The 24,669-nt window shown below is 60.5% G+C and carries 21 protein-coding genes and 1 tRNA gene; 12 read left to right on the forward strand and 10 right to left on the reverse strand.

Annotated features, from left to right (window positions below; all coding sequences use genetic code 11):
- Positions 1 to 54: 54 nt before the first annotated feature.
- Together BLV61_RS01780 and BLV61_RS01785 are read right to left on the reverse strand one after the other, a co-directional pair.
- Positions 55 to 1,518: a coniferyl aldehyde dehydrogenase gene (locus tag BLV61_RS01780; protein ID WP_090462097.1), complete on the reverse strand. Its 1,464-nt coding sequence runs from the start codon at positions 1,516 to 1,518 to the stop codon at positions 55 to 57.
- 10 nt (positions 1,519 to 1,528) lie between these two features.
- Entirely contained in the window at positions 1,529 to 3,580 is a 2,052-nt protein-coding gene (locus tag BLV61_RS01785) for an alkyl/aryl-sulfatase (RefSeq protein ID WP_090462099.1), read from the reverse strand.
- Positions 3,581 to 3,837: 257 nt separating this feature from the next.
- On the opposite strand from BLV61_RS01785, the gene BLV61_RS01790 reads away from it, so the two are divergent.
- The 5 genes from BLV61_RS01790 to BLV61_RS01810 all read left to right on the forward strand — a co-directional run bounded on the left by BLV61_RS01790 (position 3,838) and on the right by BLV61_RS01810 (position 9,550).
- Complete coding sequence (locus tag BLV61_RS01790) at positions 3,838 to 4,623, forward strand: enoyl-CoA hydratase/isomerase family protein (RefSeq protein WP_090462101.1); 786 nt, start codon at positions 3,838 to 3,840, stop codon at positions 4,621 to 4,623.
- Positions 4,624 to 4,656: 33 nt separating this feature from the next.
- Positions 4,657 to 5,904 carry a thiolase family protein gene (locus BLV61_RS01795; protein WP_090462103.1) on the forward strand — a complete coding sequence of 416 codons (1,248 nt, stop codon included), beginning with the start codon at positions 4,657 to 4,659 and terminating at the stop codon, positions 5,902 to 5,904.
- Positions 5,905 to 5,916: 12 nt separating this feature from the next.
- Positions 5,917 to 7,074, forward strand: coding sequence for an acyl-CoA dehydrogenase family protein (locus BLV61_RS01800; protein ID WP_090462106.1), 1,158 nt, complete (start codon positions 5,917 to 5,919; stop codon positions 7,072 to 7,074).
- A 73-nt stretch (positions 7,075 to 7,147) separates the two neighbouring features.
- Positions 7,148 to 7,924 (forward strand): SDR family NAD(P)-dependent oxidoreductase, encoded by a 777-nt coding sequence (locus tag BLV61_RS01805; protein ID WP_090462108.1) that lies wholly within the window; start codon positions 7,148 to 7,150, stop codon positions 7,922 to 7,924.
- A gap of 39 nt (positions 7,925 to 7,963) precedes the next feature.
- On the forward strand, positions 7,964 to 9,550 hold the full coding sequence (locus BLV61_RS01810) for a class I adenylate-forming enzyme family protein (RefSeq protein WP_090462110.1): 1,587 nt from the start codon (positions 7,964 to 7,966) through the stop codon (positions 9,548 to 9,550).
- A gap of 154 nt (positions 9,551 to 9,704) precedes the next feature.
- On the opposite strand, the gene BLV61_RS01815 is transcribed toward BLV61_RS01810, so the two are convergent.
- Positions 9,705 to 10,550 (reverse strand): hypothetical protein, encoded by an 846-nt coding sequence (locus BLV61_RS01815; RefSeq protein ID WP_090462112.1) that lies wholly within the window; start codon positions 10,548 to 10,550, stop codon positions 9,705 to 9,707.
- Positions 10,551 to 10,566: 16 nt separating this feature from the next.
- Positions 10,567 to 11,385: a DUF2092 domain-containing protein gene (locus BLV61_RS01820; protein ID WP_090462115.1), complete on the reverse strand. Its 819-nt coding sequence runs from the start codon at positions 11,383 to 11,385 to the stop codon at positions 10,567 to 10,569.
- Positions 11,386 to 11,719: 334 nt separating this feature from the next.
- On the opposite strand from BLV61_RS01820, the gene BLV61_RS01825 reads away from it, so the two are divergent.
- The 5 genes from BLV61_RS01825 to BLV61_RS01845 all read left to right on the forward strand — a co-directional run bounded on the left by BLV61_RS01825 (position 11,720) and on the right by BLV61_RS01845 (position 16,355).
- The gene (locus BLV61_RS01825; RefSeq protein ID WP_047529525.1) at positions 11,720 to 13,336 is read left to right on the forward strand and encodes an arylsulfatase; all 1,617 of its coding nucleotides are present in this window, start codon (positions 11,720 to 11,722) and stop codon (positions 13,334 to 13,336) included.
- Between the two features lie 76 nt (positions 13,337 to 13,412).
- Positions 13,413 to 14,681, forward strand: coding sequence for an OmpP1/FadL family transporter (locus tag BLV61_RS01830; protein ID WP_090462117.1), 1,269 nt, complete (start codon positions 13,413 to 13,415; stop codon positions 14,679 to 14,681).
- Positions 14,682 to 14,726: 45 nt separating this feature from the next.
- Complete coding sequence (locus tag BLV61_RS01835) at positions 14,727 to 15,404, forward strand: DUF3313 domain-containing protein (RefSeq protein ID WP_047529528.1); 678 nt, start codon at positions 14,727 to 14,729, stop codon at positions 15,402 to 15,404.
- A 63-nt stretch (positions 15,405 to 15,467) separates the two neighbouring features.
- Complete coding sequence (locus BLV61_RS01840) at positions 15,468 to 15,884, forward strand: hypothetical protein (RefSeq protein WP_047529530.1); 417 nt, start codon at positions 15,468 to 15,470, stop codon at positions 15,882 to 15,884.
- 15 nt (positions 15,885 to 15,899) lie between these two features.
- The gene (locus BLV61_RS01845) at positions 15,900 to 16,355 is read left to right on the forward strand and encodes a glycine zipper 2TM domain-containing protein (RefSeq protein ID WP_090462118.1); all 456 of its coding nucleotides are present in this window, start codon (positions 15,900 to 15,902) and stop codon (positions 16,353 to 16,355) included.
- Positions 16,356 to 16,736: 381 nt separating this feature from the next.
- Here the strand turns inward: BLV61_RS01845 and BLV61_RS01855 are convergent, their stop codons facing one another.
- The 6 genes from BLV61_RS01855 to BLV61_RS01875 all read right to left on the reverse strand — a co-directional run bounded on the left by BLV61_RS01855 (position 16,737) and on the right by BLV61_RS01875 (position 21,905).
- On the reverse strand, positions 16,737 to 18,038 hold the full coding sequence (locus tag BLV61_RS01855) for an NRAMP family divalent metal transporter (RefSeq protein ID WP_090462120.1): 1,302 nt from the start codon (positions 18,036 to 18,038) through the stop codon (positions 16,737 to 16,739).
- A gap of 464 nt (positions 18,039 to 18,502) precedes the next feature.
- Positions 18,503 to 18,589 (reverse strand) — tRNA-Leu (locus BLV61_RS01860).
- A 434-nt stretch (positions 18,590 to 19,023) separates the two neighbouring features.
- Entirely contained in the window at positions 19,024 to 19,164 is a 141-nt protein-coding gene (locus tag BLV61_RS31240; protein ID WP_167361771.1) for a hypothetical protein, read from the reverse strand.
- 25 nt (positions 19,165 to 19,189) lie between these two features.
- Positions 19,190 to 20,563: an MBL fold metallo-hydrolase RNA specificity domain-containing protein gene (locus BLV61_RS01865; RefSeq protein WP_090462122.1), complete on the reverse strand. Its 1,374-nt coding sequence runs from the start codon at positions 20,561 to 20,563 to the stop codon at positions 19,190 to 19,192.
- Positions 20,564 to 20,660: 97 nt separating this feature from the next.
- Positions 20,661 to 21,581, reverse strand: a complete 921-nt coding sequence (locus tag BLV61_RS01870) for a universal stress protein (RefSeq protein ID WP_047529539.1) — start codon at positions 21,579 to 21,581, stop codon at positions 20,661 to 20,663.
- A 69-nt stretch (positions 21,582 to 21,650) separates the two neighbouring features.
- A complete protein-coding gene (locus BLV61_RS01875) occupies positions 21,651 to 21,905 on the reverse strand; it encodes an Lpp/OprI family alanine-zipper lipoprotein (RefSeq protein WP_047529541.1) in 255 nt (84 codons plus the stop codon).
- 236 nt (positions 21,906 to 22,141) lie between these two features.
- Here BLV61_RS01875 and BLV61_RS01880 point away from each other — a divergent pair, with 236 nt between their 5' ends.
- Both BLV61_RS01880 and ftsH read left to right on the forward strand, forming a co-directional pair.
- The gene (locus BLV61_RS01880; protein WP_090462125.1) at positions 22,142 to 22,789 is read left to right on the forward strand and encodes a BON domain-containing protein; all 648 of its coding nucleotides are present in this window, start codon (positions 22,142 to 22,144) and stop codon (positions 22,787 to 22,789) included.
- A 21-nt stretch (positions 22,790 to 22,810) separates the two neighbouring features.
- Entirely contained in the window at positions 22,811 to 24,652 is a 1,842-nt protein-coding gene (gene ftsH, locus BLV61_RS01885) for an ATP-dependent zinc metalloprotease FtsH (protein ID WP_090469672.1), read from the forward strand.
- Positions 24,653 to 24,669 lie beyond the last annotated feature (17 nt).

Genomic DNA, 24,669 nt, shown 5'->3' on the forward strand with positions numbered 1-24,669 from the left:
TTTTTGTAGGAGCGAGCAGGCTCGCGCCTACAGTTGATCGGTGTTCAGATCGGGTTAAGGTTTCAACAGAGCGCCGATGACCCGGCGAAACAGCTTGCCGTAGGGTGGCCGCAACACGCCCATGACGTCCCAGCGCGGCGGCGTGAACACCGACCGCTCGAGACTGAACGCCTTGAAGCCATACCCGCCGCGATAGCGACCAAAGCCCGAATGGCCACAGCCACCGAACGGCAAATCAGTCTGGAACAGGTGCTGCATCACTTCGTTGATACAGGCACCGCCCGAGTGAGTACGTTCCAGCACATGCCGCGCTTCGGCACGGTCGTCGCCGAAGTAATACAGCGCCAGTGGCCGTGGATGCCCGTTGATGTAGTCGAGCACCTCGGTGATGTGGCGATAACTGCGAATCGGCAGCAACGGGCCGAACACCTCTTCCTGCATCGCCAGTGTCGTGTCCGGCGGATCAACCAGCAGGGTCGGGGCGATCTTGCGCGATGCGCTCAAGTCCTCGTTGCCAGGATTGACCTCGATCACCCGAACGCAATGTTCGCGGGCGTCCTGCAGGCAGGCTTGCATCCGCTGGTATTGCCCCGGCGTCGCCATGGCCGTGTAGTCGGGATTATCCAGCAGCGTCGGGTACATCCGCCGCAACTGGACCTGCATGCTGCTTAACAGGCGCTCACAGTCATCCTCATGCACAAACACATAGTCAGGGGCGATACAGGCTTGCCCGCTGCTGACCCCCTTGCCACCCCAGATGCGTCGGGCAGCGTTTTCCAGGTCGGCGCCGCGACCAATGATGGTAGGCGACTTGCCGCCCAGCTCCAGGGTCAGCGGCGTCAGGTTCTGCGCCGCCGCGCGCATCACCAGGCGTCCGACCCGCGGGCTGCCGGTAAACACCAGGTAATCGAGCGGCATGGCAGAGAAAGCCGCGCCCAATTCGGCACCGCCGATAAAGGCGGCCACTTCGCTGTCATCGAACTGTTCAGCCAGCAATTCGATCAGTAACGCCGCCGTTGCCGGTGACTGGTCGGAAAACAGGATGATGGCGCGGTTCCCCGCCGCCAGCGCCTCGGCCAGCGGCCCCAGTGCAATGGCAATCGGGAAATTCCACGGCGAAATGATGCCGATGGTCCCCAGTGGCTGATAGTGAATTTCAGCTTTGGCGCCCAGCCAGCCGCCCCCCAGTTCCGCTTTGCGGCGCTCGGGCCGCATCCAGCGGCGGACATGCTCGCGGGCATATTTGAGGCCGCGGATCGGCAACAGCACATCGGCCATCAGCGATTGATCATGACTGCGCCAGGTAAAGTCCTCGGCCAGCGCCGCACACAGTGGCTGTTGATGCTCGACCAACAGATTGATCACCCGATCGATCCGTTCAATCCGCACCTCGGCCGACGGCGGCCCCTCGATTCGGGACGCCGCTTGCTGACGGGCCAGCACCGCACGGACGCCGTCGATGGCAGCGTTGCCAGGGGCGCCGGCAGGAGTGTCGATGTCGTGCATCGCAGAGTGCATGGTCAGGCTCCTATCGCGCCGGCTCGTTAGGGCCGACCAGCTCAAAGTCCGGATTGAACTTGTCCAGCGAACCGAGCACGTCATAGACCGCCAGCTTGCTGCCCTCAATCTTCAGGTCACCTTTGAACACCGCCTCGATCGGCGACAGCTTCTCCGCGAGAATGGCGTTGAGCGTTTCGCGAGTCAGGGTCAGCGTGGCGTCAGCCTTGTCGGCGTTGTAATCGGCGACATAGGTCAGCGCCGAGTTCTCCAGATTGAGCATGTAGCGCTTGCCCGAGGTGCCGACGTCGGTGAAGTTCCAGTTGAGCACAATGTGTTTGCCCTCGACATCCGGGGCCTTCAGCCGCACGCCCAGGTAGTCGAAAATATTGTCGATGGTCAGTGCCCGGAGCATGTCGGGACTGGCGGTGCGCAGCGGCGAGGCGATTTTCTTGCCGCCGCTGCGATGCTCCATGGCCGCCGCCAGATAGCTGTTGCGTTCGACCGCCGATTCAGCCTGGTAACCCAATTGCTCCAGGGCATCGGCCGCCAATTCCCGCGCCGCGCTGTTTTTCGGTTCGGCGTAAACCAGATGGCTCATGGCCTGTGCCACCCAACGGTACTGACCATTGGCAAAATCGCTGCGCGCACGGGCCAGCACGGCCTCGGCACCACCGCCATACTCGACGAATTTCTTGCCGTAATCGCTGTCGGACAGCGCATCGAGATTGGCCGGATTGGCGTCATACCAGCCCATGTATTGCTGATACACCGCCTTGGCGTTGCGCTGCACCGACCCATAAAAGCCATGGGTGAAGGTCTCGCTGGCCAGGCTTCCCGGGACGTGACTGCGCATGTACTCGGCAATTTCGACCGGTTTGTAGCCCTTGTTGACCAGGCGCAATGACTGGTCGTGCAGCCACTTGTACATGTCCCTTTGTTTGGACAAGTAGTTGACCACGCGCTCATGCCCGAACACTGGCCATCCATGCTGCCCCACCAGAATATCGGCGCCGGGCGCGAACTGATGCAGCGCCTCGTTGAGGTATTTGGACCAGGCCAGGCCATCGCGGATGGTTGCGCCACGCAGTGTCAGCAACTGATGCTGGGTCGGAAGCGCCAGTTCGCCGGTGTCGAGCACCTTGAACTGCGGGAAGTAGTGGATGAACTCGGCAGGCGCCTCGGTGCCGGGGGCGAGCATGTTGACGATCTCGATGCCATCGATGGTCAGCGTCTGCACCGGCTGGCTGAGCTCCAGGGTCGGCGGGATCATGGTAATGGTGCCGTTGGACAATGCCTTGGCACCGCCCAGGTCGATCTGTCCCTGGGCACTGCGTGGCAGGGTCGTGCCGAACTGATACTCGGCGCGGCGACTCATGGCGTTGCCGGCCATTACGTTCTCGGCGACCGCCGTCTCCATGAACCCTGCCGGGGCAATGATCTGCACCTTGCCCGATTTCACGTCCGCTTCGTCGACAATGCCGCGAACACCGGCGAAGTGATCGACGTGACTGTGGTTGTAGAGCACCGCCACCACCGGTTTTCTCGGCCGATGCTGGTAATACAGTTCAAGGGAGGCGTGTGCCACCTCGGTGGCCAGGTTGCAGTCCACAATGATCAGGCCGGTATTGCCTTCAATGATGGTCATGTTGGTCAGGTCGAGGCCGCGCACCTGATAGAAACCGTCAGTGACCTTGAACAGACCGTTGGACATGCTTTTGCGGGCTTGCTGCCACAGGCTCGGGTTGACCGTCGCCGGAGCGTCCGGACTGTCGAGGAACTCGTAGCCCTTGAGGCTGTACACGACGTGCCCATCCGCCGCGGTGGTTTCGGCGTCTGGCAGGCTGGCAATAAAGCCGCGCTGGATGTCGGCCTCCACATCCGGATCGACCGGGGGCATGTTGTGCGCCGTGTTGGCGTTGGCGGCGATGGTGGCCGCGGTAGCCGCTTTCTGACCGCCCTGCCCTGCGCTGTTTTCAACCGCTTGCAGGTGAACGCCGGTTTGCCCTCGCGACCATTGCAACGCCCCGACAATGCTGGCGGCCAACACTGACACCGTCAGCACTACACGCATTTTTTTCATCCCACGGTCTCTCTCTGATTGTTGTTCGAATACCGTTCGATGGTGCAAGCAAGTGGCCTGACTTGCCGGTCTTCTCAGTCAATTCATCTGTCTTCGCAGACCGACAAAGCACACATGCCCCTCCCACAGAGTCCGTTGTCATCCTCCCCTGCGGACAACCGCTTTCGTTGCAATGACCTGCGACCGCACCGCGCGCCTTCCTACTATCGATCCATCAACTACGCCAACCGCGCGACTAACAATAAAGGGGAGTTGTCATGAGTGAAGATGTCTTGCTGTATGAAATCGTCGGCCCGGTGGCGCGCCTGACGCTCAACCGGCCACGGGCCATGAATGCGCTGAACCTGGCGACCCTCGCCGAGCTTGAACGCTGCCTCAACGACATCGCCGGCAACGATGAACTGCGTGTGGTCATCCTCACCGGCAACGGCCCGGCCTTCTGCGCCGGTGCGGACCTCAAAGAGGTATTGGCCGGCTCCAGCCTGCCGGCCGGCGAAGCCGACTTTCTCGACCGCGCCAACCAGGTCTTCGGTCAATTGCGCAATTTCCCCAAACCGGTGATTGCCTCGCTCAACGGCGTGACCATGGCCGGCGGCCTGGAACTGGCAATGTGCGCCGACCTGGTGATTGCCGCGCAAACCGCCACCCTCGCCGACGCCCACGCCAACTTTGGTGTCTATCCCGGTGCCGGTGGTGCCGCGGTATTGCCGCGCCTGATTCCGCTGAACATGGCGATGTACTTGCTGATGACCGGCAAATCCCTCTCCGCCACGGAAATGAAAGTCTACGGCCTGGTGTGCGAAGTCCACGCCGACGAAGAACTCACCGATGCCGCCCTGGCCCTGGCCAATCAGATCGCGAAAAAGAGCCCGATTGCCCTGCGCCGCATGAAAGAAGTGGCGCGTGCCTCCTCCGACAAGTCCCGCGACGACGCCTTGCAACACGAACAAGTGATGTTGCGCCAACACCTGCGCACCGCCGATTTCCAGGAAGGCCTGCAGGCCTTTGGCGAAAAACGCGCACCCAACTTCAAGGGCCGCTAGGCCGCATCGCCCCCGCACTCTCAGGAACAGACAATGAACGATATCTACGTAGTGGGCGTCGGCATGACGCCGTTTGGACGGTTGCTGGAGCGCAGCGTCTACGACATGGTCAACGAAGCCGTGGGCCTGGCGTTGCAGGATGCCGGCGCCAGCACTGCCGACGTCGGCTCGGCGTACTACAGCACCATGACCAACGGTATGCTGCAGGGCCAGACCGGTATTCCGGGGCCGATTGCCATGCGTCGCGTCGGCATTGAAGGCGTGCCGGTCTTCTCGGTGGAAAACGCCTGCGCTTCGGGCTCTTCAGCGTTCAACCTGGCCACCCTGGCACTGCGGGCCGGTCAGTGCGACATCGCCCTGGCGGTCGGCGCCGAAAAAATGAATGTGCCGGACAAGGCCAAGATGTTCGCCGTGTTCGATGGCGGCTGGGACGTTTCCACCGTCGAGCAGAACAAGCACACCCTGCTGGCCATGGGCGAAGGCATCGTACCGCCGCCGGGCAGCGTTTCCGAACGCCCGTACAGCGTGTTCATGGACGTGTATGCCGCGATCTGCCGCAATCACATGCTGCGTTATGGCACCACGCAACGGCAGATCGCAGCCGTCGCGGCGAAGAATCACCAGCACTCGGTGCACAACCCGCTCTCGCAATTCCAGCAAGCCTTCAGCATTGACGAAGTATTGGCCTCGCCACCGATCTGCTACCCGCTGACCACCCTCATGTGCTCGCCGATCAGCGACGGCGCCGCCGCCGTGCTGCTGTGTAACGCCGATGGCCTCAAACGCTTGAAAAACGCCGGCGACCGCGCTGTTCGCGTACTCGCCAGCGTGGTGCAGACCGGCAGCAATCGCGGCCTTGATGAACCGGAAAAAATCGTCGCCCACCTGGCGGCGAAGAAAGCCTACGCCCAGGCCGGCGTCGATCCATCGGACGTGAGCGTCGCCGAAGTGCACGACGCCTCGGCCATCGGCGAAATCCTCAATGCCGAATCGCTGATGCTGGTGCCGTTCGGCCAGGGTGGCCCGGCGGCCGAGCGCGGTGACTTCACCGTCGGCGGCCGGATGCCGATCAACCCGTCCGGTGGCCTTGAATCCAAGGGCCACCCGATTGGCGCCACCGGTCTGGGGCAGATCCATGAACTGGTCACCCAGTTGCGCGGTGAGGCCGGCAAGCGCCAGGTCGAAGGCGCGCGCATCGCCATTCAGGAAAACGGCGGCGGACTGTTCGGCATCGAAGAAGCCGTGGTCGCCGTCAACATTCTCGCCAATAACAATATTTAAGGAGAACCCCCCATGGGACACGTCATGCGCACCCCGGAACAACTGGAAGCGGTCGAGAGTTTCCGCCGTTTCCTGGCGGATAAGATCGACCCGGTATTCAACAAGGAATACCGCGACAAATTCATGCCCAAAGAGAAAATGGCCGAGATGATGCGCCAGCTCTCCGAGTTCGGCATGGTCTCCGGCGCGGTCAGTGAGGCCAATGGCGGTCTGGGCCTGGACTGGCCGACCATGACCATGTTGTTCGAAGAAGTGGCCGCCTGTTCGGTCGACCTGTCGACACCGGTGGTGATCAACTCCTTCGGGGCGCAGATGCTGGAAAAACTCGCCCCCGCTCACCTGCGCGAACGTTACCTGCCAGGCCTGATCAGTGGTGATTCGTTCGTCAGCGTCGGCATCTCGGAACCGGATGTCGGCTCCAACGTGCTGGAGATCAAGACCCGCGCCCGCCGCGACGGTGATGACTTCATCATCAACGGTGAAAAGACCTGGATCAGCAACGGCTCATACTCCGACTTCCTGATCTGCACCTGCCGTACCGGTGACGACCCGCGCAAGGGCCTGACCCACTTCCTGCTGGATCGCAAAGAGCATCCGTACGAAGTGCAGAACATCCACAAGATGGCCTGGAACAGCCAGTCCACCGCCCAGATTTTCCTCAATGACGTACGCGTTCCAGCCAGCAACATCATCGGCAACGAAGGCGAAGCGCTGAAAAACACCCTGTCGTTCTTCGAGCGTTCGCGGGTATTCGTCGCGGCCCAGGGCCTGGGCATCGGTCGTCGCGCCCTCGAAGAAGCGGTGCGCTATGCCAAGGAGCGCAAGCAACACGGCAAGTTGATCGCCGGCCACCAATTGATCTCCGCGATGCTTGCGGAAATGGCCACCAACGTCGATGCCGCCCGCCTGCTGACCTACCGCGCCGCCGAGATGATCGGGGCTGGCATCCCGGCCGAAATGGAAGCGGCCATGGCCAAGTATTTCGCCTGTGAAGCCGCCGTGACCATCGCCCGTCAAGCCGTGCAGATCCACGGCGGCGCCGGGGTGACCACCGACTTCCTGGTCGAGAAACTCGCCCGTGAAGCCATCATCGTGCCGATTCCGGAAGGCACTTCGCAGATCCAGCAACTGATCATTGGCCGCGCCCTGACCGGGGTCAACGCGTTCTGATCACCCGCCCCGTTCCATTTCCAACAATAACAACCCGGCTCCTTCGAGCCGGGCAGCGAACAAGGACACACACATGCGTATTCAAGACAAAGTCATCGTCATCACCGGCGGCGCTTCGGGCCTGGGCCTGGCGACCGCGCATTACATGGCCGGGGAAAAAGCCGCTCGTGTGGCGATTTTCGACCTGAACATCGAAGCCGGCGAAAAGGCTGTTGCCGAGCTGGGGGCTGACCGGGCCATGTTCGTGCAGACCGATGTCAGCGATGAGGCCTCGGTGCAGAACGCAGTCGATGCCGTGATTGCCAGATTTGGCGCCATCCATGTGTGCATCAACGGCGCCGCCGTACCGAACGGCTTCAAAGTGCTGGGCAAGGAAGGCAAGGCTGCGCCGCTGTCGAAATTCGCCCTGGCCACGTCCATCAACCTCAATGGTGTGTTCAACGTGATGTCCAAGTGCGCCGAGCACATGGCCAACAACGAAGCCGAGGCTGGCGAAGAACGTGGCGTGGTGATCAACGTCTCGTCCGGCGCCGCCTATGAAGGCCAGGTCGGCCAGTGCGCGTACGCCGCCACCAAGGCCGGCGTGATCGGCATGAACATGCCGGCTGCTCGCGAATTGGGCGCCATCGGTGTGCGGGTCAACGCCATCGCTCCAGGCCTGTTCCTGACCACCATGGTCGCCGGCCTTGACGAGAAAGTGCTCAATTCGCTCAAAGAGCAGATGGAAGCCCCCAAGCGCCTGGGTGACATGCGCGAGTTCGCTCATTGCTGCGCTTTCCTGATCGAGAACGCCTACGTCAACGGCGAGACCATCCGTCTCGATGCTGCGTCGCGCATGCGCGCCCGCTAAACACGTTGCGGTCTTCTTGAGCCACTGGAGCAATCCACCATGAAAATGAACTTCAGCCGAATCATGCGCTTGCTCGCGCTGCGTCATCGCGACCAGGAGGCGATCGTCAACGTCGAGCGCAATCGGCGTTTCACCTACGAGCAGTACCATCTGCTGACCAATCGCATCGCCGATGTCCTGCGTTCCATCCTGCAGGTGCGTGCGGGCGAGCGCTTCATGCTGATCCTGGAAAACGACAACCTCAGCCTGATGATGTTTCCCAGCACCTTCAAGCAGGAAGGCACGGTGGTCATGACCAACCTGCGCGACCCGCTCGAGGAACATGCGCGGCAGATCGACCTGGTCAAACCTCGGGTGGTGTTTCTCGAAACCCGCCTGCTGGACAGTTACTACGGCATGCTGCGCAGCGGTCATTGCGAGATCGTGGTGATGGACCCGCCCACCGCCGAGCAAGCCGCCCTCCCCGGCGTGCACAGCTTCTGGCCGTTGGTGGAGGCAGCGTCGGATCTCGATAACGACGTGACCCTCGATACCGACCAGCACATCTGCATGCTGCGCTTCACCGGTGGCACCACCGGCAAAGGCAAGTGCGCGATGTATTCCATCGACAACTGGATGGCCTGCCGGGATGCGGCGTTCATCAACACCGACCTGGGTTTGTCCAGCGCGACTCGGCTGCTGCATGTTTCGCCGTTGTCCCACGGCACGATCATGTTGTTCTTCCCGACGGTTTACGGCGGCGGCACCAACATCACCCTGAATCAGCTGGACATGGAAAACTGGCGGCAGGTCGTCGAAAGCGAACGCGTCACCCATTCGTTCCTGGTGCCGACCGTGCTGTATCGCTTGCTGGAACTGCAGCGAGCCGCGCCGAAAGACTTCTCGTCGCTGACCACCCTGATCTATGGCGCCGCGCCCATGAGCCCGGACAAGCTGGGCGAGCTGGTGGAGTGCTTCGGGCAGATTTTTGTCCAGGGTTATGCCGCTACCGAGTCGCCCATGATGATCGCCGCACTGGACAAGGCGGCACATCAACCCGGCAATGCCGACAGCCTGCGCCATCTGTCGTCGGCTGGCCGGCCTACTCCGGGAGTCGAGGTGTTTATCGCCGATGCCGATGGCCTGCCTTTGCCAGTGGGTGAAACCGGTGAAATCCGCATCCGTTGCAAGGCCATCATCAAGGGTTACTACGAAAACCCGGAAGCAACGGCCGCCGAGTTTGACGACGGTGCCTGGAAGTCCGGCGACCTGGGTTACATCGACGCCGACGGCTACCTGTACATCGTCGACCGGCTCAAGGACATGATCATCAGCGGCGGTTTCAATGTTTACGCGGTGGAAGTCGAAGCCGCCCTTGCCGCACACCCTTCGGTGTTGATGGCGGCGGTCGTCGGTATTCCGCATGCGCAATGGGGCGAGTCGGTGCATGCAGAAGTGATCCTGCGTCAGGGGCAATCGGTGACCTGCGAGGAACTGATTGACCAGACTCGCACCCGGTTGGGCGGCTACAAGGCGCCGAAGTCGCTGGTCTTCGTCGATGAATTGCCGGTGTCGGTTGTCGGAAAGGTGTTGCGCCGACAGGTGCGGGAAAAGTACTGGAAAGGAGCCTCACGCCAAATCAGCTGACGCCCCGCCTATAGGCGCTTTCGAGTGCAGGGAGGCTGCGATTTTTTGATAGGTTCAAGATCAAAAGATCGCAGACTTCGCCAGTTTCTAACGCAGATCTTCAGTGGTCACCCATGGGTGTTCGGCTGCGGTCATTTGGTCGCCCTGAGGTAGATCAAGGCATCGGCACCACGGTGTAGAACACGCCATTGGCACCGTAAGCAGGACGCACCCATGAATTGCCGCACTGGTAAAATGTGCCTTGCGCAACGGTTCTCAACCCACATCCGGAAGGAAGGCTGGCAAAGGTTGCGCCTATGGGCATTGTCGGCGGCGCGGAAGCTACCATGCCCGCGTTATACCCTGCTCCGTAGGCATTGTTGTTGGCATTCTGGTTTGCCGCCGTCGCGACAGCCGCTCCCGCCACCACGCCTGCCGCAGCCGCAGCTGCCGGGTTGACTCCCTCGTTATAACCACAGTTATAGCAACCGCTGTTGGCAATGACAGTGGTGGGCGGATGATAGTAGGCAGTGCCATAAGGAACGGGGTGATACCCACTCGCACCGGAGACAGGCGGACGGTAAGCGGTCGTGCCATAACCGTCCGCGTGATAGCCGCTGGCCGTCGCACCATATTCACCCTGGGCATGCCATGCGCCTTCACCACCCGAAGCTGTTCCACCCTCGGCGCCCGTACCGTGCCAGCTCCCTCCGCCACCGGAGGCAGTCCCGCCATTTTCATCTCTGGCGTTCCAACTGCCTTCGCCACCCGACGCCGACCCACCGCGATAGCCTGATCCGCTCCAGCTACCGCTGCCGCCCGACGCCGAGCCGCCACGATTGCTTTCGCCACTCCAACTGCCTCCACCGCCCGACGCCGAGCCGTATTCACCCGAATGGCTCCATGAGCCTCCCCCTCCCGAGGTGCGCCCAAAACCGGACGCGTGAGACCAGGCTCCCGCTTCGTTACAGGAGAGTACTGCGACAATCAGGCCGGCGAATTTCAAGGTAGATCTGTTCATGCTTCAGTCTCCTTGCTCAGGGTTTCGACACCGGCTCTTTTACCCCTTGCGGTGCACGAAGATCGGGCGGCGGGGCAAACTGAATCCGATGCGCCGTTTCGATATGGTCAGGTTTGAAAAATTCCGCAGACATCGCTGATTCAAGTTTCCAGTCACTGAAATCGACCTGATGCCGGGATCGTGTCGGATCATCCAGAAACACGGCGCGCAACCGACGTGGAAGCTTGTCCTGTACGCCGATCCACGCCTGAACGAACACACTCTCGCTGGTGTAAGCGAGCACATCAGTGGTGGTATCACCGACCACTGTGCTCTGGCCGATGTAAAACGCCACACGCATGTCCCGCGACAAATCCTTGTACGGATCAGCGACGATCACGTCAGTAAAGGGAAAATAGATCGCGGCACGCTGGTACGCGGCCTCCAGGGTTGCATCGATGGTCGGTGGCGCATCCGCTTGAGCCAAGAGGTTGCCTTTGGGCTCGAAGGCATAGGCTTTTTTGCCGTCGTAGTAGAACTCGGTAACCGGGCCGTCGCCCGAACTCAACACGCGAAGGCGATCCGGTCGTTGCAGATTGACCAGGTCCACCGTGCCATAGGCCAAGGGAGGCCCTAGCCGGCTGGGCTTTTCATAGGTTGTCACCGCTTTGAAACTCATGCCCTGGGTCGACGCCAACCTTGCGCTCATGGCCTTGAGTATCTCCAGGGCCTTGGGCTCCAACTGCGCCGGTGGGGGATCGACGGCAGGGGGTTGTGCAGCGTGCAGTGGTATGGCGAACAGGCCCAAGACTAAACCGAGCGAGAACAACCGGACATGCTGATGAAGACTTCGCATCGTTTGTTCTCCGCGCAGACGTAGAGCTGGGACGATTCGAGTTGACGAACAGTTGCGATACGCCAGCCAACCTGCAATCGGCCGTTTCGTAACATCCGAAATGCGCCGGTTTGCTGCTGATGCTTACGCAGTCTTTCCAGCAAAGCTCAGTTTTTTGTCAATCGCCATTCAATCGATAAAAAACTTGTACACATCCAGGCAAAACAGCCCGCCAGTGTAAAAATTTTCTGGAAATTTCGGCATTGCTACCTAATCTCCTCGCGGGGGATCCAATTTTCAGGAGCAGCCGTGAGGCTTCTCTCACAGCGCTCACACCACTGCACAGGATCTCGACATGAACCGGACACCATTTTCCTCGTTGTTTGCTCTGCCGATACTGCTGACAGCTATGGCTCTACCCGTCATGGCACAAGCCGCCGATAAATCGGCGCCCAACATTGTGGTCATCATGGGTGACGATATTGGCTGGTCCAATATCGGTGTCTATAACCAGGGCATGATGGCCGGGCGCACGCCTAACCTCGACCAGCTCGCCAATGAGGGCATGCGTTTTACCGACTACTACGCCGAAGCCAGTTGTACGGCCGGGCGCGCCAACTTCATCACCGGCGAACTGCCGATCCGCACCGGCATGACCACCGTGGGCCAGGCCGGATCGCCCATCGGCATTCCCGCTGAAGCCGTGACCATCGCCACCACGCTCAAGGCCATGGGTTATTCCACCGGCCAGTTTGGCAAGAACCACTTGGGCGACTTGAACGAGTTCCTGCCCACGGTGCATGGCTTCGATGAATTTTTTGGCTACCTCTATCACCTCGACGCCATGGAAGACCCGGCGCACCCCAACTATCCGCAGGAACTGCTCGCCACAGTGGGCCCACGCAACATGGTCCACAGCTGGGCCACCACCACCGACGATACGACCGTCATGCCGCGCTGGGGCAAGGTCGGCAAACAGAAAATCGAAGACGCCGGCACGCTCTATCCGGAACGCATGAAAACCATCGACGAGGAGATTCGCGACAAGGCCTTTTCCTTCATCGACAAGGCAAAACAGGACAACAAACCGTTCTTCGTCTGGCTCAACCCGACCCGCATGCACATCGTCACGCACCTGTCCGACAAATACGAAGCCATGCGCAACTCGCAAAATGGCTGGTCGGAACAGGAGGCCGGCATGGCGCAGCTCGACGACATCGTCGGCGACGTCATGGCCAAGCTGAAAAAAGACGGCATGGATGACAACACCATCGTGGTGTTCACCACGGACAACGGCGCGGAAAACTTTACCTGGCCAGACGGCGGCACGACCCCGTTTGCCATGGGCAAGGGCACCGTCATGGAAGGCGGGTTCCGGGTGCCGGCCATCATTCGCTGGCCTGGCAAGGTGCCGGCCAATCAGATAGCCAACGGCATCATGTCCGGCCTGGACTGGTTCCCGACCCTGGTCGCGGCGGCAGGCAACCCGAACATCACGGCTGAACTGCTCAAGGGCAAACAACTGGGCGATACCACCTACAAAGTGCACCTGGACGGCTACGATCAGACCTCGATGATCACCGGCAAGGGTCCGTCGAACCGTCACGAAATCTTCTATTTCGGCGAAAGTGCGCTGGGCGCGGTGCGCATTGATGACTACAAATATCGCTTCATCGACCAGCCAGGTGGCTGGATGGGCGCTAAAGTTCCAGTCGATGTACCGTTCCTGACCAACCTGCGACTCGACCCGTTCGAGCGCATGGGTTGGCCGGAAAACCAGTCGGCACAGGGCTCGCAACAGTACTTCGACTGGTTCAAGTTCCAGTTCTGGCGTTTCGTGTTCGTGCAACAACAGGTGGCCAAACTGGCTGAAACCGCGATCGAGTTCCCGCCGATGCAAAAAGGCGCGAGCTTCAACCTCGATTCGGTCAAGGCCAAGATCGCAGCCGCTCGGGCGGAGATGGCCAAGTAACGAGTGAATTCACGGGTGGCCGAGGCTGGCCACCCGCGTCTCTGACGGATGTTTATCGACGCAATAAGGAATTCGTATGCAGATAAAAAATTCCGCCCTGCCCGCCTTTACCTTACTTGCGTTGTGCTGCCAGCAAGCCTGGGCCGGCGGCCTCATGCTCTACGAAATCGGCACCGATAACACCGGCCTGGCCAATGCCGGTGCCGCGGCCAGGGCCCAGGGCCCTTCGACGATTGCCAGCAACCCGGCGGGCATGAGCTACCTGCCTGGCACGCAAATCACCGCCGGCCTGCAGGTGCTCTATGGCGACCTGAGCTTCGATCGCGATTCCAACACCAATGTCCCGGGCAGCGGCAGCGGCAATGCCCTCGACCCAATCCCCGGCGGCAGCTTTTTCGTCACCCATCAACTCGACGATCACTGGAGCGTCGGCTTCGGTCAGTACGGCGACTTCGGGCTGGCGGAAAATTACGACAACAACTGGTCCGGGCGCTACTTCGCGCAAAACGCCAGCGTGCTCGGTGTGTCGATGGTGCCGAGCGTGGCCTACCGCTTCAACGACCAATGGTCAGTCGGCATCGGCGTGAAAGCCATGTACGGCATGCTCAAAGCCGACACCGCCATCGACCGCTCGCCCTTCGGCCTGACCGACCGCAGCGACGGCCAGTTCAAGTACAGAGACAACGATTGGGGCTTTGGCGCCAACGTCGGGGTGATCTACGCCCCGCAACCCGGCACCCGCCTCGGCCTGACCTACACCAGCAAGGTTGATCTGAATTTCGAAGACAAGCTGGACGTCAAGGGCGACGGTCCGTTACTGCGACGGCTGGACAACGCCAATACCCAACTCGACATGACGGTGCCACAAACCGTCACCCTGAGCCTGTTCCAGCAACTCGACCGGCAGTGGGCCTTGCTGGCCTCGGTCAACTGGCAGGACTGGTCGGAGTTCGGCCAGGTCGGGGTACAGGTCGACACTACGGCGAACAACGCGCAATCAACCACGATTGACGCCAACTACAAGGACACCTGGCACCTCTCCCTCGGCGCGCAATACCAGGCCACGCAACAGCTGTTGTGGAACGTCGGCGTGGCGTACGACAGCAGTGCCGTTTCGGACAGCAATCGCACGGTAACCGTGCCGATGGCCGAATCCTGGCGTCTTGCGACCGGGGCCACCTATGCGCTGAACAAGGACACCGACATCAACGTCAGCTGGGCCTTGGTGTGGCTGGGCGACATGCCGGTGGACCAGACCAAGTCCCTCTCAGGCGATCGAATTTCCGGTCAATTCGACAGTGCCTGGATTCAAGCGGTGACCGGAAACATGACCTGGCGTTTCTGATTGCCTTTGAACAAACACGACTTGATCCAAGGAGCACACAACACTATGAACCTGTCCCGAAAAATGCTGGTCGGCGTCGCGCTGACCGGCCTGCTGCTCGGTGGCTGTACCTCGAAAGTCACCGAGACAACGCAGTACTCCGGCTTCCTGTCCGATTACAACAACCTGCAGGAAGTGAGCACGCCAAGCGGCGGTAAGGCGATGCGCTGGGTGAGTCCTTCGTGGAACGCCAATGCGTATGACACGGTGGCTTTCAACAAGCTGCAACTGTATCCAGCGCCCCAGCCCAATGAGCGGGTCAACCAACAGACGCTCGATGACCTTCAAAACTACATGACCACCAAGGCCAAAGGCGTGCTGGGCCAGAAATACCGGATTGTATCCAGCCCGTCCGCAGCACCGGCCGCCTCGAGAACCCTGATCCTGCGCTCGGCCATCACCGGTGTGAACGCCTCCAACGAAGGCATGAAGTGGTATGAAGTCGTGCCCGTCGCGGCAGTCGTTGGGGCAACTCAGGCCGCGACCGGTCACCGGGATCAGGACACCAACCTGTTCATCGAGGCCGAGCTCATCGACGCAAAAACCAATCAGCCCGTGGTTAAGGTGGTGCGCAAGCTGTTCGGCAGCCAGTTGTCCAACGCCAGCCAGAAGATCACCACTAACGACTTCAAGGCAGCGATTGAAAAACTCAACGCCGATATCTGGGCGTTCATCCGTAGCTGAGCCGCCCTTGAGTCGCCGGCACCCGCTGGCGACTGAATAATCCTCAAGCACAGGACATCCGACATGCAGGTTTATTCATCGAAATTACTCCGGCCCTTGCTGGACGCTGCGCTCCTGGCGAGCGTGCTCGCATTGAGTGCGTGCGCAACGGTCGACGCCCAGACGACCGCTTACGTCGGGGTGGAACACCCGGCGCCAACGTTGGCCAGCCAGGTCCAGGTATTACGGGTAGAACCCACCCGGCCCAATGTGCAGCTGGGTGAGATCCTGATCGATGCCAGCGTCGACCCGGCGCCTCCCATCACGCAGGTCGAACAGAAACTGCGCGAACAGGCCGCCACGCTCGGCGCCGACGCAGTGGTCGTGGTGTATGACCATATCCAGCCCGTCGCCGCCTATGTGACAGGCCCGCTGTGGAGTCGCAATATCGAAACGATTCAGGGCCGCAAGCTCAAAGGCATTGCCATCCGCTATCAGTAAAAGAGGTGTACCGAAATGAAAACAATCCTGTCCTGGCTGACGCTTGTGTCGATGGCTGTAGTGATCAGTGCCTGCTCCGCCGTGGGAGCCAACGATGGCGGAGCCGGTGAAAGCCAGATTCGCGCGGGCAAGATCGAGCAAATATCACTGACGCAAATGCAGACTAATCACGACAGCGGCGTCGGAGCCGTACTTGGCGGCCTTGGCGGCTTGGGTATCGGCAGCCTGATCGGTCGCGGTACCGGGCGCGATGTCGCCATGGTCGCCGGTGCGCTTGCGGGGGCCGTCGGCGGTAACTACGCAGAGAAGAAAAAGTACGACCAGCCGGTAGAAGCGCAGCAGGTGATCGTGCGGGTACGAAACGGTGTGCTGGTGTCGGTGACTCAGCCGATCAATCCATCCCTGAGCAAGGGCATGAATGTATATATTCAGGGCTCAGGTAATGAGGCTCGAGTAGTACCGCAAGGTTGAGGCGCATCCGCACAGATCGGCTGGCCCCCGCAAGCCACTGTCAGCGTTGCCACAAGCACCCTCCAGAGATGTGCAACACCTCATGGGTGTAACTCGTCGTGAGGTCGTGTTCCAGATCCGCCGAAGACAAGCGCTCTGCGTCCTCAAGTGATCGACGGATAACCGCCGTCAGGAGCTTTTCGATTTGCCAAGGGTCGGCCATGACGGCACAGGTTCTTCGGCGGCGGTTTATGCTTCCCGTTGAAGGCGTGGCCGTTCGTGTCAGTTGGCGACGGCGGCTTTGCTGGGGTCGGCAGATTCGGCCAATAGTGCTTCGGTGGCCTCCAGCTCTTCCTTGCCAGCATCGGTCAGTACCAACCGACTCTGATTAGCCCACAAAACCTACCCAGGGATAAGCATCGCCACTGCAGCTGCCCCCATCACGGCGGCCGTAATCCAGCCCAGGAAGGCCAGTGGTCGGCTTACCGTAAAATCGCCCATCACTGACTTCTTCGATACCAAGAGGATGATGACCACCACCAGCGGTACCGCAACGACCCCGTTGATCACCGCGCTCCAGAACAGTGCCTTCATGGGGCTGATGGGCGAGTACTGGATGGCGAGCGCGACGAGTACGCTGATGGCGATGATGCCGTAAAAACCCCGGGCGTCGCGGACCTTGCGTTCGAGTCCTTCATGCCAGCCCATCGCCTCGGAAAGGGCATAGGCGCCAGAACCCGCCAGTACCGGCACGCCGATCAGTCCGACGCCGAGTATTCCGAAGGCAAAGAGCAGGTAGGCGAACTCGCCGGCCAGTGGTCGCAAAGCACTGGCTGCCTGCGCCGCGGTGTTAATGTCGTTTACGCCAGCCACATTCAGGGTGACAGCTGTCGCAAGAATGATGAAGTAAGCGGTGATGTTGGAATAGAGCATACCGCTCCAGGTATCCCAGCGGATGCGCCTCAGTTCCTTTTTTGCTTTCCGCGGGTCTTGTTTGAGCGATTCATCGCGGGGTTTTATCTGCATGTCCTCGACTTCTTCGGAGGTCTGCCAGAAAAACAGATAAGGGCTGATGGTTGTGCCAAACAATGCCACGACCACCGCGGCGGCAGTAGCGTTTGGCGTGAATGTTGGCCAGACCGTGCGTAAGGCAACCTGCTCCCACGGGATATGCACCGTAAACAGTACGGCTGCGTAAGCGAGCAGCGACAGCGTCAGCCACTTGAGAAAGTAGACGTATCGGTGGTACGGGACGAACAGCTGTAGCGCAAGTGTCCCGAACACGAAGATCGCGGTCATCAGGTGTCGGTTGACGCCGCTGACCAGTTCCACCACTTCCCCCATGGCGGCCAGGTCTGCGGCAATGTTCAGTGTGTTGGCTATGAGCAGTAGCAGCACGACGCTCTGTAGCACGATAGGCGAAAACGCGACTTTGATGTTAGCGGCAAGCCCCTTGCCGGTGACTCTCCCGAGATTTGCGCACATCGATTGAACGGCGGCCATCATCGGAAAGGCCAGTGGCATCGTCCACAGCATGTTCAGGCCGAATTGAGCGCCCGCCTGTGAATAGGTGGCGATGCCACTGGGGTCATCGTCTGCTACGCCGGTGATGAGCCCCGGCCCCAGCTTCGACAGCGGATGCACTTTCAGACGCCCCCACAGCACCCGAAAGACATTCGCGCGGGGAGTGTTTTTGACGGCCATTGATACACCTCAATGTGCTGCGACGGGCGGCGTCTGGATTGAGTGATGCCGTCAACGACGAACGCCATCCACCAGCGACATGCGTAGTGTAGTTATCCGGCACTGGAAGCGAAGCACATTGAATCTGGCTGACCGCGCCAGGTCGCTCTCCCGACTACCTTTCAGGTGCAGTACAGTCCAGGGACATAACCAACAGACGATGTCCCCGCAAATGTGCGCGGAGCCCTGGAGGCGATCGACCGGAATGAGGAGTTCATCAAGATGAGGCTGGCGCCGGAGTGACTGCTATCAGCCGGCCAATTGCGGTCGCTGGCAACGCTGTTAACCGGTAGGGGCAAAGATAGGGATTCGCATGGACAAGAAAGTCACTCCCACCAAGTGAATTGCGGACCAACTCCAAAATAGCGGACCGGAAACAAACAAGGGTTTGCATCAGCTTTCGCCCGCAAACCCTTGATTTAAGATGGTGCCCGAAGCCGGAATCGAACCGGCACGCCCTTACGAGCGGGGGATTTTAAGTCCCATGCGTCTACCAGTTTCGCCATTCGGGCGGTAGCGCGGTAAAGCGGTCTGAACCCTGCCCCCTACGATCTGGCAGTGCTGACCCTTGTGCAGCAGAGGAGGGAATATATACATCCCGTCCTGGTGAAGCAAGTTCGCAAATGTACTTTTGCAGACTAAATCTTTCAAGCCAACGCGAATAAAAAAGCTCCGTAAATCATGGATCTACGGAACTTGTTTAACTTTGGCGACCAAAGTCGGAATCGTCCGGCCCAGGCGAATGTCTTGTGCACTGAAAAAGCCAGGCAGATCAGGAGGCTAGCACGAGATGAGTTGCGCAAGCCACTGATATTCAAGGGATGAGCCCGTCGAAAATCACTGGCTGGCCTCATTCCCGTAGCCTTGGCCCATCTCGTTGATGGAGTTTATCGGAGAGCAAGAGTGTTTGCCCTCCTCCTGATCTAAATCAAACACGCTATGGCCATTAACGCAGATCGCCAAACTGCGCGGCCAGCGCCACCTCATCGACCGCCTTCATCCGCGCATTCCCTTCACCAAACCACTTGCTCAGCCCGCTGGAAACGATTGCCGGATGATGGTCCGTTGCGACTGCCGCGCTGCTCATGTGTTCTCCTGCCCTGTGCCGGATGTCAAGGCAGGTCGATAGGGCTCAGGTCGACGCTGTCGCGATATTCCGGCACCGAGACCGACCAACCCAGTTCCAGGCTGATGCGTCGGCGCAGCACATCCGAAGCGTTAGGCTCTCCGTGCACGACATAGGTGTGTTTGGGCGGTCGCTTGAACCCGCGCAGCCATTGGATGATTTCGTCGCCGTCCGCATGGGCGGACAAGGTTTGCATCGGGACCACCTCGGCCCGGATCGGTACATCCTTGCCATGGATCCGCACCGAAGGTGCCCCCGCGACAATCTGCGCGCCTCGGGTACCACCGGCCTGGAAGCCCGGGACCAGCAAGGTGTTGACCGGGTTGGGGGCCAGGGTCTTGAGGTGGTGAATCACCCGTCCTCCCGTGGCCATGCCACTGGCGGCGATTATCACGGCCGGGGTGTTTCGCTGGTCCAGTTCGATGGAGTCCTTGGTGGTGCGTACGAACTGCGCCACATGGCACATGCCTTCGCACTCTTCCAGTGACAGCCGGTGCTCGCTGCGAAACCGTTGGTACAGCAGCGTGACATCGGTCGCCATGGGGCTGTTCAGGTAGATCGGCAAGTCCGGGATGGCGTGTTTCTGCATCAACCGGTACAGGTGATACATCAACAACTGCGCGCGCCCGACGGCAAACGATGGCACCAGGGTGATGCCATGGCGCAACGCGGTGCGCGTGATGACGTCCGCCAACTGTGCTTCAGGGTCCTCGTCCGGGTGCTTGCGATCGCCGTAGGTCGATTCCACCAGCAAGTAGTCGGTCTGTTCGATGAGTTCCGGGGCATACATCAAGGGATCGTTCGGCCGTCCCAGGTCACCGGAGCACACCAGCGTGGTGCCATCGGCCACAATCTCCACGGTGGCGGCGCCCAGGATATGCCCGGCGCAGCGCATAAAAAGACTCATGCCGGGAACAATTTCCACCCGGTGGTGCAGTTCGATCGGCCGCAAAAGTCTCAAGGCCCGTTGCGCATCCTCTTCGGTGTAGAGCGGCAACGCCGGCGTGTGCTTGGAGAACCCGTGCCGATTGGCAAACTCGGCTTCCTCTTCCTGCAAGCGGCCACTGTCGAGCAGCAGGATCTTCACCAGTTCGCAGGTCGCGGGCGTGGCGTAGACCGGCCCGCGATAGCCATTGCGCACCAGCACCGGCAGGTAGCCGCTGTGATCGAGATGAGCGTGGGTCAGGACGATGGCATCGAGGTCGTGGACGGGCAACTGGAACGCTTCCCAGTTGTGCAGGCGCAATTGCTTGTAGCCCTGGAACAAGCCGCAATCGATCAGAACATGATGGTCACGATGCTGCAGCAAGTACTTGCTGCCGGTAACCGTGCCCGCCGCGCCAAGAAATGTCATGCGCATGGCCGTCTCCTTGAAGGTACATGGGAGCGCTAGTGATCGCTCTTTTCGTCCCATGTGCAGTTGATTTTTATCAACGATCGCCGCGACAACTGACGTGTCAGTCGAGCCAGGGCAATGGTTTGACGACCACCAGGCTGCACGGGGCCTTGTTCAACACGCTTTCGGCGGTGCTGCCGATGAACCGGTCGATCCCATGGGTGTAGGCCGTGCCGAGCACCACGATGTCGAAGGCGTGCTCTCGGGCGACCCGCGTAATCACCCGATGAGGGATTCCCGCCTCCAGATGCCGGCGTTTTTGTTCAATCCCGTAGCGCTCGGCCAGTTCATCGAACGCCTCTTGCTGCGCATCGTTGATCGCGTCTCGCAAACTGGCATCCAGCGCGGGGGTCGGCAGACTCGCCACCGAGTCGCCCGTCACCGACCAACTGTTGACGTTAAGCAGGTGTAAAGCGGCGCCACAGGAAGCCGAGAGCGTCGCTGCAAAATCAAGGATCCGGTCATTCAGGCCCTGGGTCATTTCCTCCAGGTGCGACAGATCGACGGCGGCGAGGATCTTCAACGGTTTCGGGTTTTTTGCACCCGTCACCAGGTGCAACTGCGCCGGACAGTCGCGCAGCAACAGCCAGTCCAGGGGACGGTGAAACGCGCGGTCGAGGGCCGGGACATGCTGGGCATCCTTGATCACCAGGTCCGGATGGAAGTCATTCACATACGCGAGCACGTGCGCCAGGCTGTTCCTCGCCCAGACCACCTCCGTGGTCACCGGTAGCCCGACGCAACGGTGAAACCTGGCTTGCTGCTCCAGCCACTGGCGATGCACCTGCAAGTAGCCTTCCCGTGCCTGGGCCATGGCGTCGTGGTCAAACAGCCCGGCCACCGCCAGCGACTGGATATAGTCGAATGCAACGATGTGCAGCAACGCCCCGGTTGCACTGGCCAGGGCATGGGCCCGATCAAACGCCGGGGTGCGAACCCTCTCGGAGGGCGCTATCAGCAGGATACGTTTAAGTTTCACCATCACAGACCTCGCCCTGACTCTGTATACCGGCGTAATGCTCATCCGACGTCCTGTCGGCCCTTCGGGCAATCACTTGCGCGTTGCCTTTTCCAGCATCCGGCTGGCGCGCGTATTCGCCTCATCGGCCGTGCGTTGCGCCTGGCTGGCGGCTTGCGCAGCCTGTTCGGCCTTGTTGTAGGCCTCGTCGGCCCTGAGCCGTGCGGAAGCGGCATTGTTTTCGGCGGACTCCAGCCGGGCGTCGATTTCCTTGGCGTGCTTGTTACTGCACCCGGCCGTCGTGGCCAACAAAACACTCAGCAAAGCAACGGACAGATACTTGTTCATGGTGATTCCCTCGGTTGAATGCATCTGAAAAATCTCGCACAACTGGACCCAGTATTCGGGTGTCAACGCCTGCGCAATCTGATTTTTGTCAACAGATCGCTGACTGGCGGTCTGCACAGTGCTCACTGAAGCCTTGTTGATTTAGCTCAAGGTGTTTGTGTCGATCAGGCGTAAAAAAAACAGACCGGGTTCATGTGACCCTCCGTCATCCCGTACATCCGACACAGGACACGACCATGAGTGACTTGAGCCTACGTAAAACCATTCTGGAAGAGCTTGAGTTCCAGCCCCACATCGACGCCGCCCACATTGGCGTGGGCGTCGAAAACGGCATTGTCACCCTCTCCGGCCATGTCAGTAGTTACGCCCAGAAAGTCAGTGCCGAACACGCGGTAAAGGCCATAAAAGGCGTGCGCGCCGTGGCCGAAGAAATCCAGGTCCGGCTGGAAAAAGGCGCTGGCACGGCGGATGACACCCTCGCGAACCGCGCCTTGAACATCATCACCTGGAGCTCCGATATTCCAGAGGGCGACATCAAGGTCATCGTGCAAAAAGGCTGGATTACCCTCGAAGGCCAGGTGCACTGGCAATACCAGAAAGAAACCGCTGAGCGTGCGGTGCGCAAATTGTCCGGTGTGGTGGGTGTGGACAACCGCCTCACCCTTCGTCCGCGGGTAGAGGTCGTCGATATCCAGCACAGCATCGAAGAAGCCCTCAAACGCAATGCCGAAGTCGACGCCAAGGCGATACGCGTCAAGGTCGAAGGCGGCGTGGTGAAACTCGAAGGCCGGGTGCATTTCTGGCGTGAGCGTCAGATCGCCGAACGGGCCGCCTGGGCGGTACCAGGTGTCAGTCAGGTGGACGATCAATTGCTGATTGCCTGAGCCCATGTGCGAGCCAAGTTCATGAAAAAAAATCACCAGTGGAACCTGTCCTACTTCTTGATCGCGTTTGTCGTGCTCAGCACGGTGCAAATGCTGTTTATCGAACGGCGTGCGGTGCAGAGCATTCCGTACAGCCAGTTCCTGCAGTTGCTCAGCGAGCAGAAAGTCAGCGACTTGCAAATCGAGAAAGACCAGATCAACGGCAAACTCCAGGAACCCATTGACGGGCACAACCAATTCTCGACCGTGCGTGTCGACCCGACACTGGCCACCGACCTCGCCCAGTCAGGCGTCGGGTTCACCGGGGTCAACGAAAACACCTTCCTCGCCAGCCTGCTGGGCTGGGTTCTGCCCTTTGTCCTGATCATGGTGCTCTGGCACTTCCTGTTTCGCGGGCTGGCGGAAAAACAAGGCATGGGCGGGCTGATGAGCATCGGCAAGTCCCGGGCCAAGGTGTTCGTCCAGCGCGACACCGGTATCACCTTCGCCGACGTGGCCGGCATCGATGAAGCCAAGGCCGAACTGGTGGAGATTGTGTCGTTCCTCAAGGACAAGGAGAAATATGGACGCCTGGGCGCCCATATTCCCAAGGGCACGTTGCTGGTCGGCCCGCCGGGCACCGGCAAGACCCTGGTCGCCAAGGCCATCGCCGGTGAAGCCGGCGTGCCGTTTTTCTCGATCTCCGGTTCGGAGTTTGTCGAGATGTTCGTCGGCGTCGGTGCCGCCCGTGTGCACGATTTGTTCGAGCAAGCGCGGCAGGCCGCGCCCTGCATCATTTTCATCGACGAACTCGACGCCCTGGGCAAAATGCGCGGCGTCGGCGCGTTCGGCGGCAATGACGAAAAGGAGCAGACCCTCAATCAGTTGCTGGCCGAACTGGACGGTTTCGACCCGCGTGAAGGCGTGGTGCTGCTGGCCGCGACCAACCGGCCGGAGGTACTGGACCCTGCCCTGCTCAGGGCCGGTCGCATCGACCGGCAGATTCTGGTCGATCGCCCTGACCGCAAGGGCCGCCAGGCGATCCTCAAGGTCCACCTGCAAAAGATCACCGTGGCACCCGGCCTCAATGAAGAGCGAATAGCCGACATCACCACGGGATTCACCGGTGCCGACCTGGCCAACCTGGTCAACGAAGCGGCCATCGTGGCCACCCGCCGTGGCGCCGACGCGGTCAGCCTCGACGATTTCACCGCCGCCGTGGAGCGCATTGTCGCCGGGGTTGAGCGCAAGAGCAGTGTGCTGCGCCCCGAAGAGCGCCAGGTGGTGGCCTATCACGAGATGGGGCATGCCCTGGCGGCCAGCAGCCTGCCGGCCATGGACCCGGTGCACAAGGTGTCGATCGTGCCGCGCGCCATCGGTTCGCTGGGCTATACATTGCAGCGGCCGACCGAAGATCACTTCCTCATCAGTTGCCAGATGCTCAAGGACCGGATCGTGGTCCTGATGGCCGGGCGTGCGGCCGAATTCCTTGCCTATGGCCAGATTTCCACTGGCGCGGCCGATGACCTGGCCCGCGCGACGGATATCGCCCGGCAATTGATCACCCGGTTCGGTATGAGCCCCGAGCTCGGTCAATCGGTACTGGAGCGCCAGAGCGCGACGTACCTGGGCGAGCGCACGCAGGGCATGGGCGAGAAAGATTACTCGGAACAAACGGCCAGGGAGGTGGACCTGGGTATTCGCGCCCTGCTCGATGATGCCTATGGACGGGCCAAGGCCTTGCTTGAGAGTCGTCGTGCCGATCTGGACGCCGGTGCGCGTCTGCTGCTGGAAAAGGAAACCCTGACGCCTGAAGAGTTTCCTGCGCTCCTGCCGCTAAAGCCCGCTCCGGCATTCGCACGGGTGACAGTGACCTCATCCTGAGGCCTGTCACCCTTCAA

Source organism: Pseudomonas mohnii (assembly GCF_900105115.1).
GTDB classification, from domain to species: domain Bacteria; phylum Pseudomonadota; class Gammaproteobacteria; order Pseudomonadales; family Pseudomonadaceae; genus Aquipseudomonas; species Aquipseudomonas mohnii.

Coding starts and splice junctions, on each gene's coding strand:
- BLV61_RS01780 (WP_090462097.1), bottom strand. CDS start 1,518: ATGCACTCTGCGATGCACGACATCGACACTCCTGCCGGCGCCCCTGGC.
- BLV61_RS01785 (WP_090462099.1), bottom strand. CDS start 3,580: ATGAAAAAAATGCGTGTAGTGCTGACGGTGTCAGTGTTGGCCGCCAGC.
- BLV61_RS01790 (WP_090462101.1), top strand. CDS start 3,838: ATGAGTGAAGATGTCTTGCTGTATGAAATCGTCGGCCCGGTGGCGCGC.
- BLV61_RS01795 (WP_090462103.1), top strand. CDS start 4,657: ATGAACGATATCTACGTAGTGGGCGTCGGCATGACGCCGTTTGGACGG.
- BLV61_RS01800 (WP_090462106.1), top strand. CDS start 5,917: ATGGGACACGTCATGCGCACCCCGGAACAACTGGAAGCGGTCGAGAGT.
- BLV61_RS01805 (WP_090462108.1), top strand. CDS start 7,148: ATGCGTATTCAAGACAAAGTCATCGTCATCACCGGCGGCGCTTCGGGC.
- BLV61_RS01810 (WP_090462110.1), top strand. CDS start 7,964: ATGAAAATGAACTTCAGCCGAATCATGCGCTTGCTCGCGCTGCGTCAT.
- BLV61_RS01815 (WP_090462112.1), bottom strand. CDS start 10,550: ATGAACAGATCTACCTTGAAATTCGCCGGCCTGATTGTCGCAGTACTC.
- BLV61_RS01820 (WP_090462115.1), bottom strand. CDS start 11,385: ATGCGAAGTCTTCATCAGCATGTCCGGTTGTTCTCGCTCGGTTTAGTC.
- BLV61_RS01825 (WP_047529525.1), top strand. CDS start 11,720: ATGAACCGGACACCATTTTCCTCGTTGTTTGCTCTGCCGATACTGCTG.
- BLV61_RS01830 (WP_090462117.1), top strand. CDS start 13,413: ATGCAGATAAAAAATTCCGCCCTGCCCGCCTTTACCTTACTTGCGTTG.
- BLV61_RS01835 (WP_047529528.1), top strand. CDS start 14,727: ATGAACCTGTCCCGAAAAATGCTGGTCGGCGTCGCGCTGACCGGCCTG.
- BLV61_RS01840 (WP_047529530.1), top strand. CDS start 15,468: ATGCAGGTTTATTCATCGAAATTACTCCGGCCCTTGCTGGACGCTGCG.
- BLV61_RS01845 (WP_090462118.1), top strand. CDS start 15,900: ATGAAAACAATCCTGTCCTGGCTGACGCTTGTGTCGATGGCTGTAGTG.
- BLV61_RS01855 (WP_090462120.1), bottom strand. CDS start 18,038: ATGGCCGTCAAAAACACTCCCCGCGCGAATGTCTTTCGGGTGCTGTGG.
- BLV61_RS31240 (WP_167361771.1), bottom strand. CDS start 19,164: ATGAGCAGCGCGGCAGTCGCAACGGACCATCATCCGGCAATCGTTTCC.
- BLV61_RS01865 (WP_090462122.1), bottom strand. CDS start 20,563: ATGCGCATGACATTTCTTGGCGCGGCGGGCACGGTTACCGGCAGCAAG.
- BLV61_RS01870 (WP_047529539.1), bottom strand. CDS start 21,581: ATGGTGAAACTTAAACGTATCCTGCTGATAGCGCCCTCCGAGAGGGTT.
- BLV61_RS01875 (WP_047529541.1), bottom strand. CDS start 21,905: ATGAACAAGTATCTGTCCGTTGCTTTGCTGAGTGTTTTGTTGGCCACG.
- BLV61_RS01880 (WP_090462125.1), top strand. CDS start 22,142: ATGAGTGACTTGAGCCTACGTAAAACCATTCTGGAAGAGCTTGAGTTC.
- ftsH (WP_090469672.1), top strand. CDS start 22,811: ATGAAAAAAAATCACCAGTGGAACCTGTCCTACTTCTTGATCGCGTTT.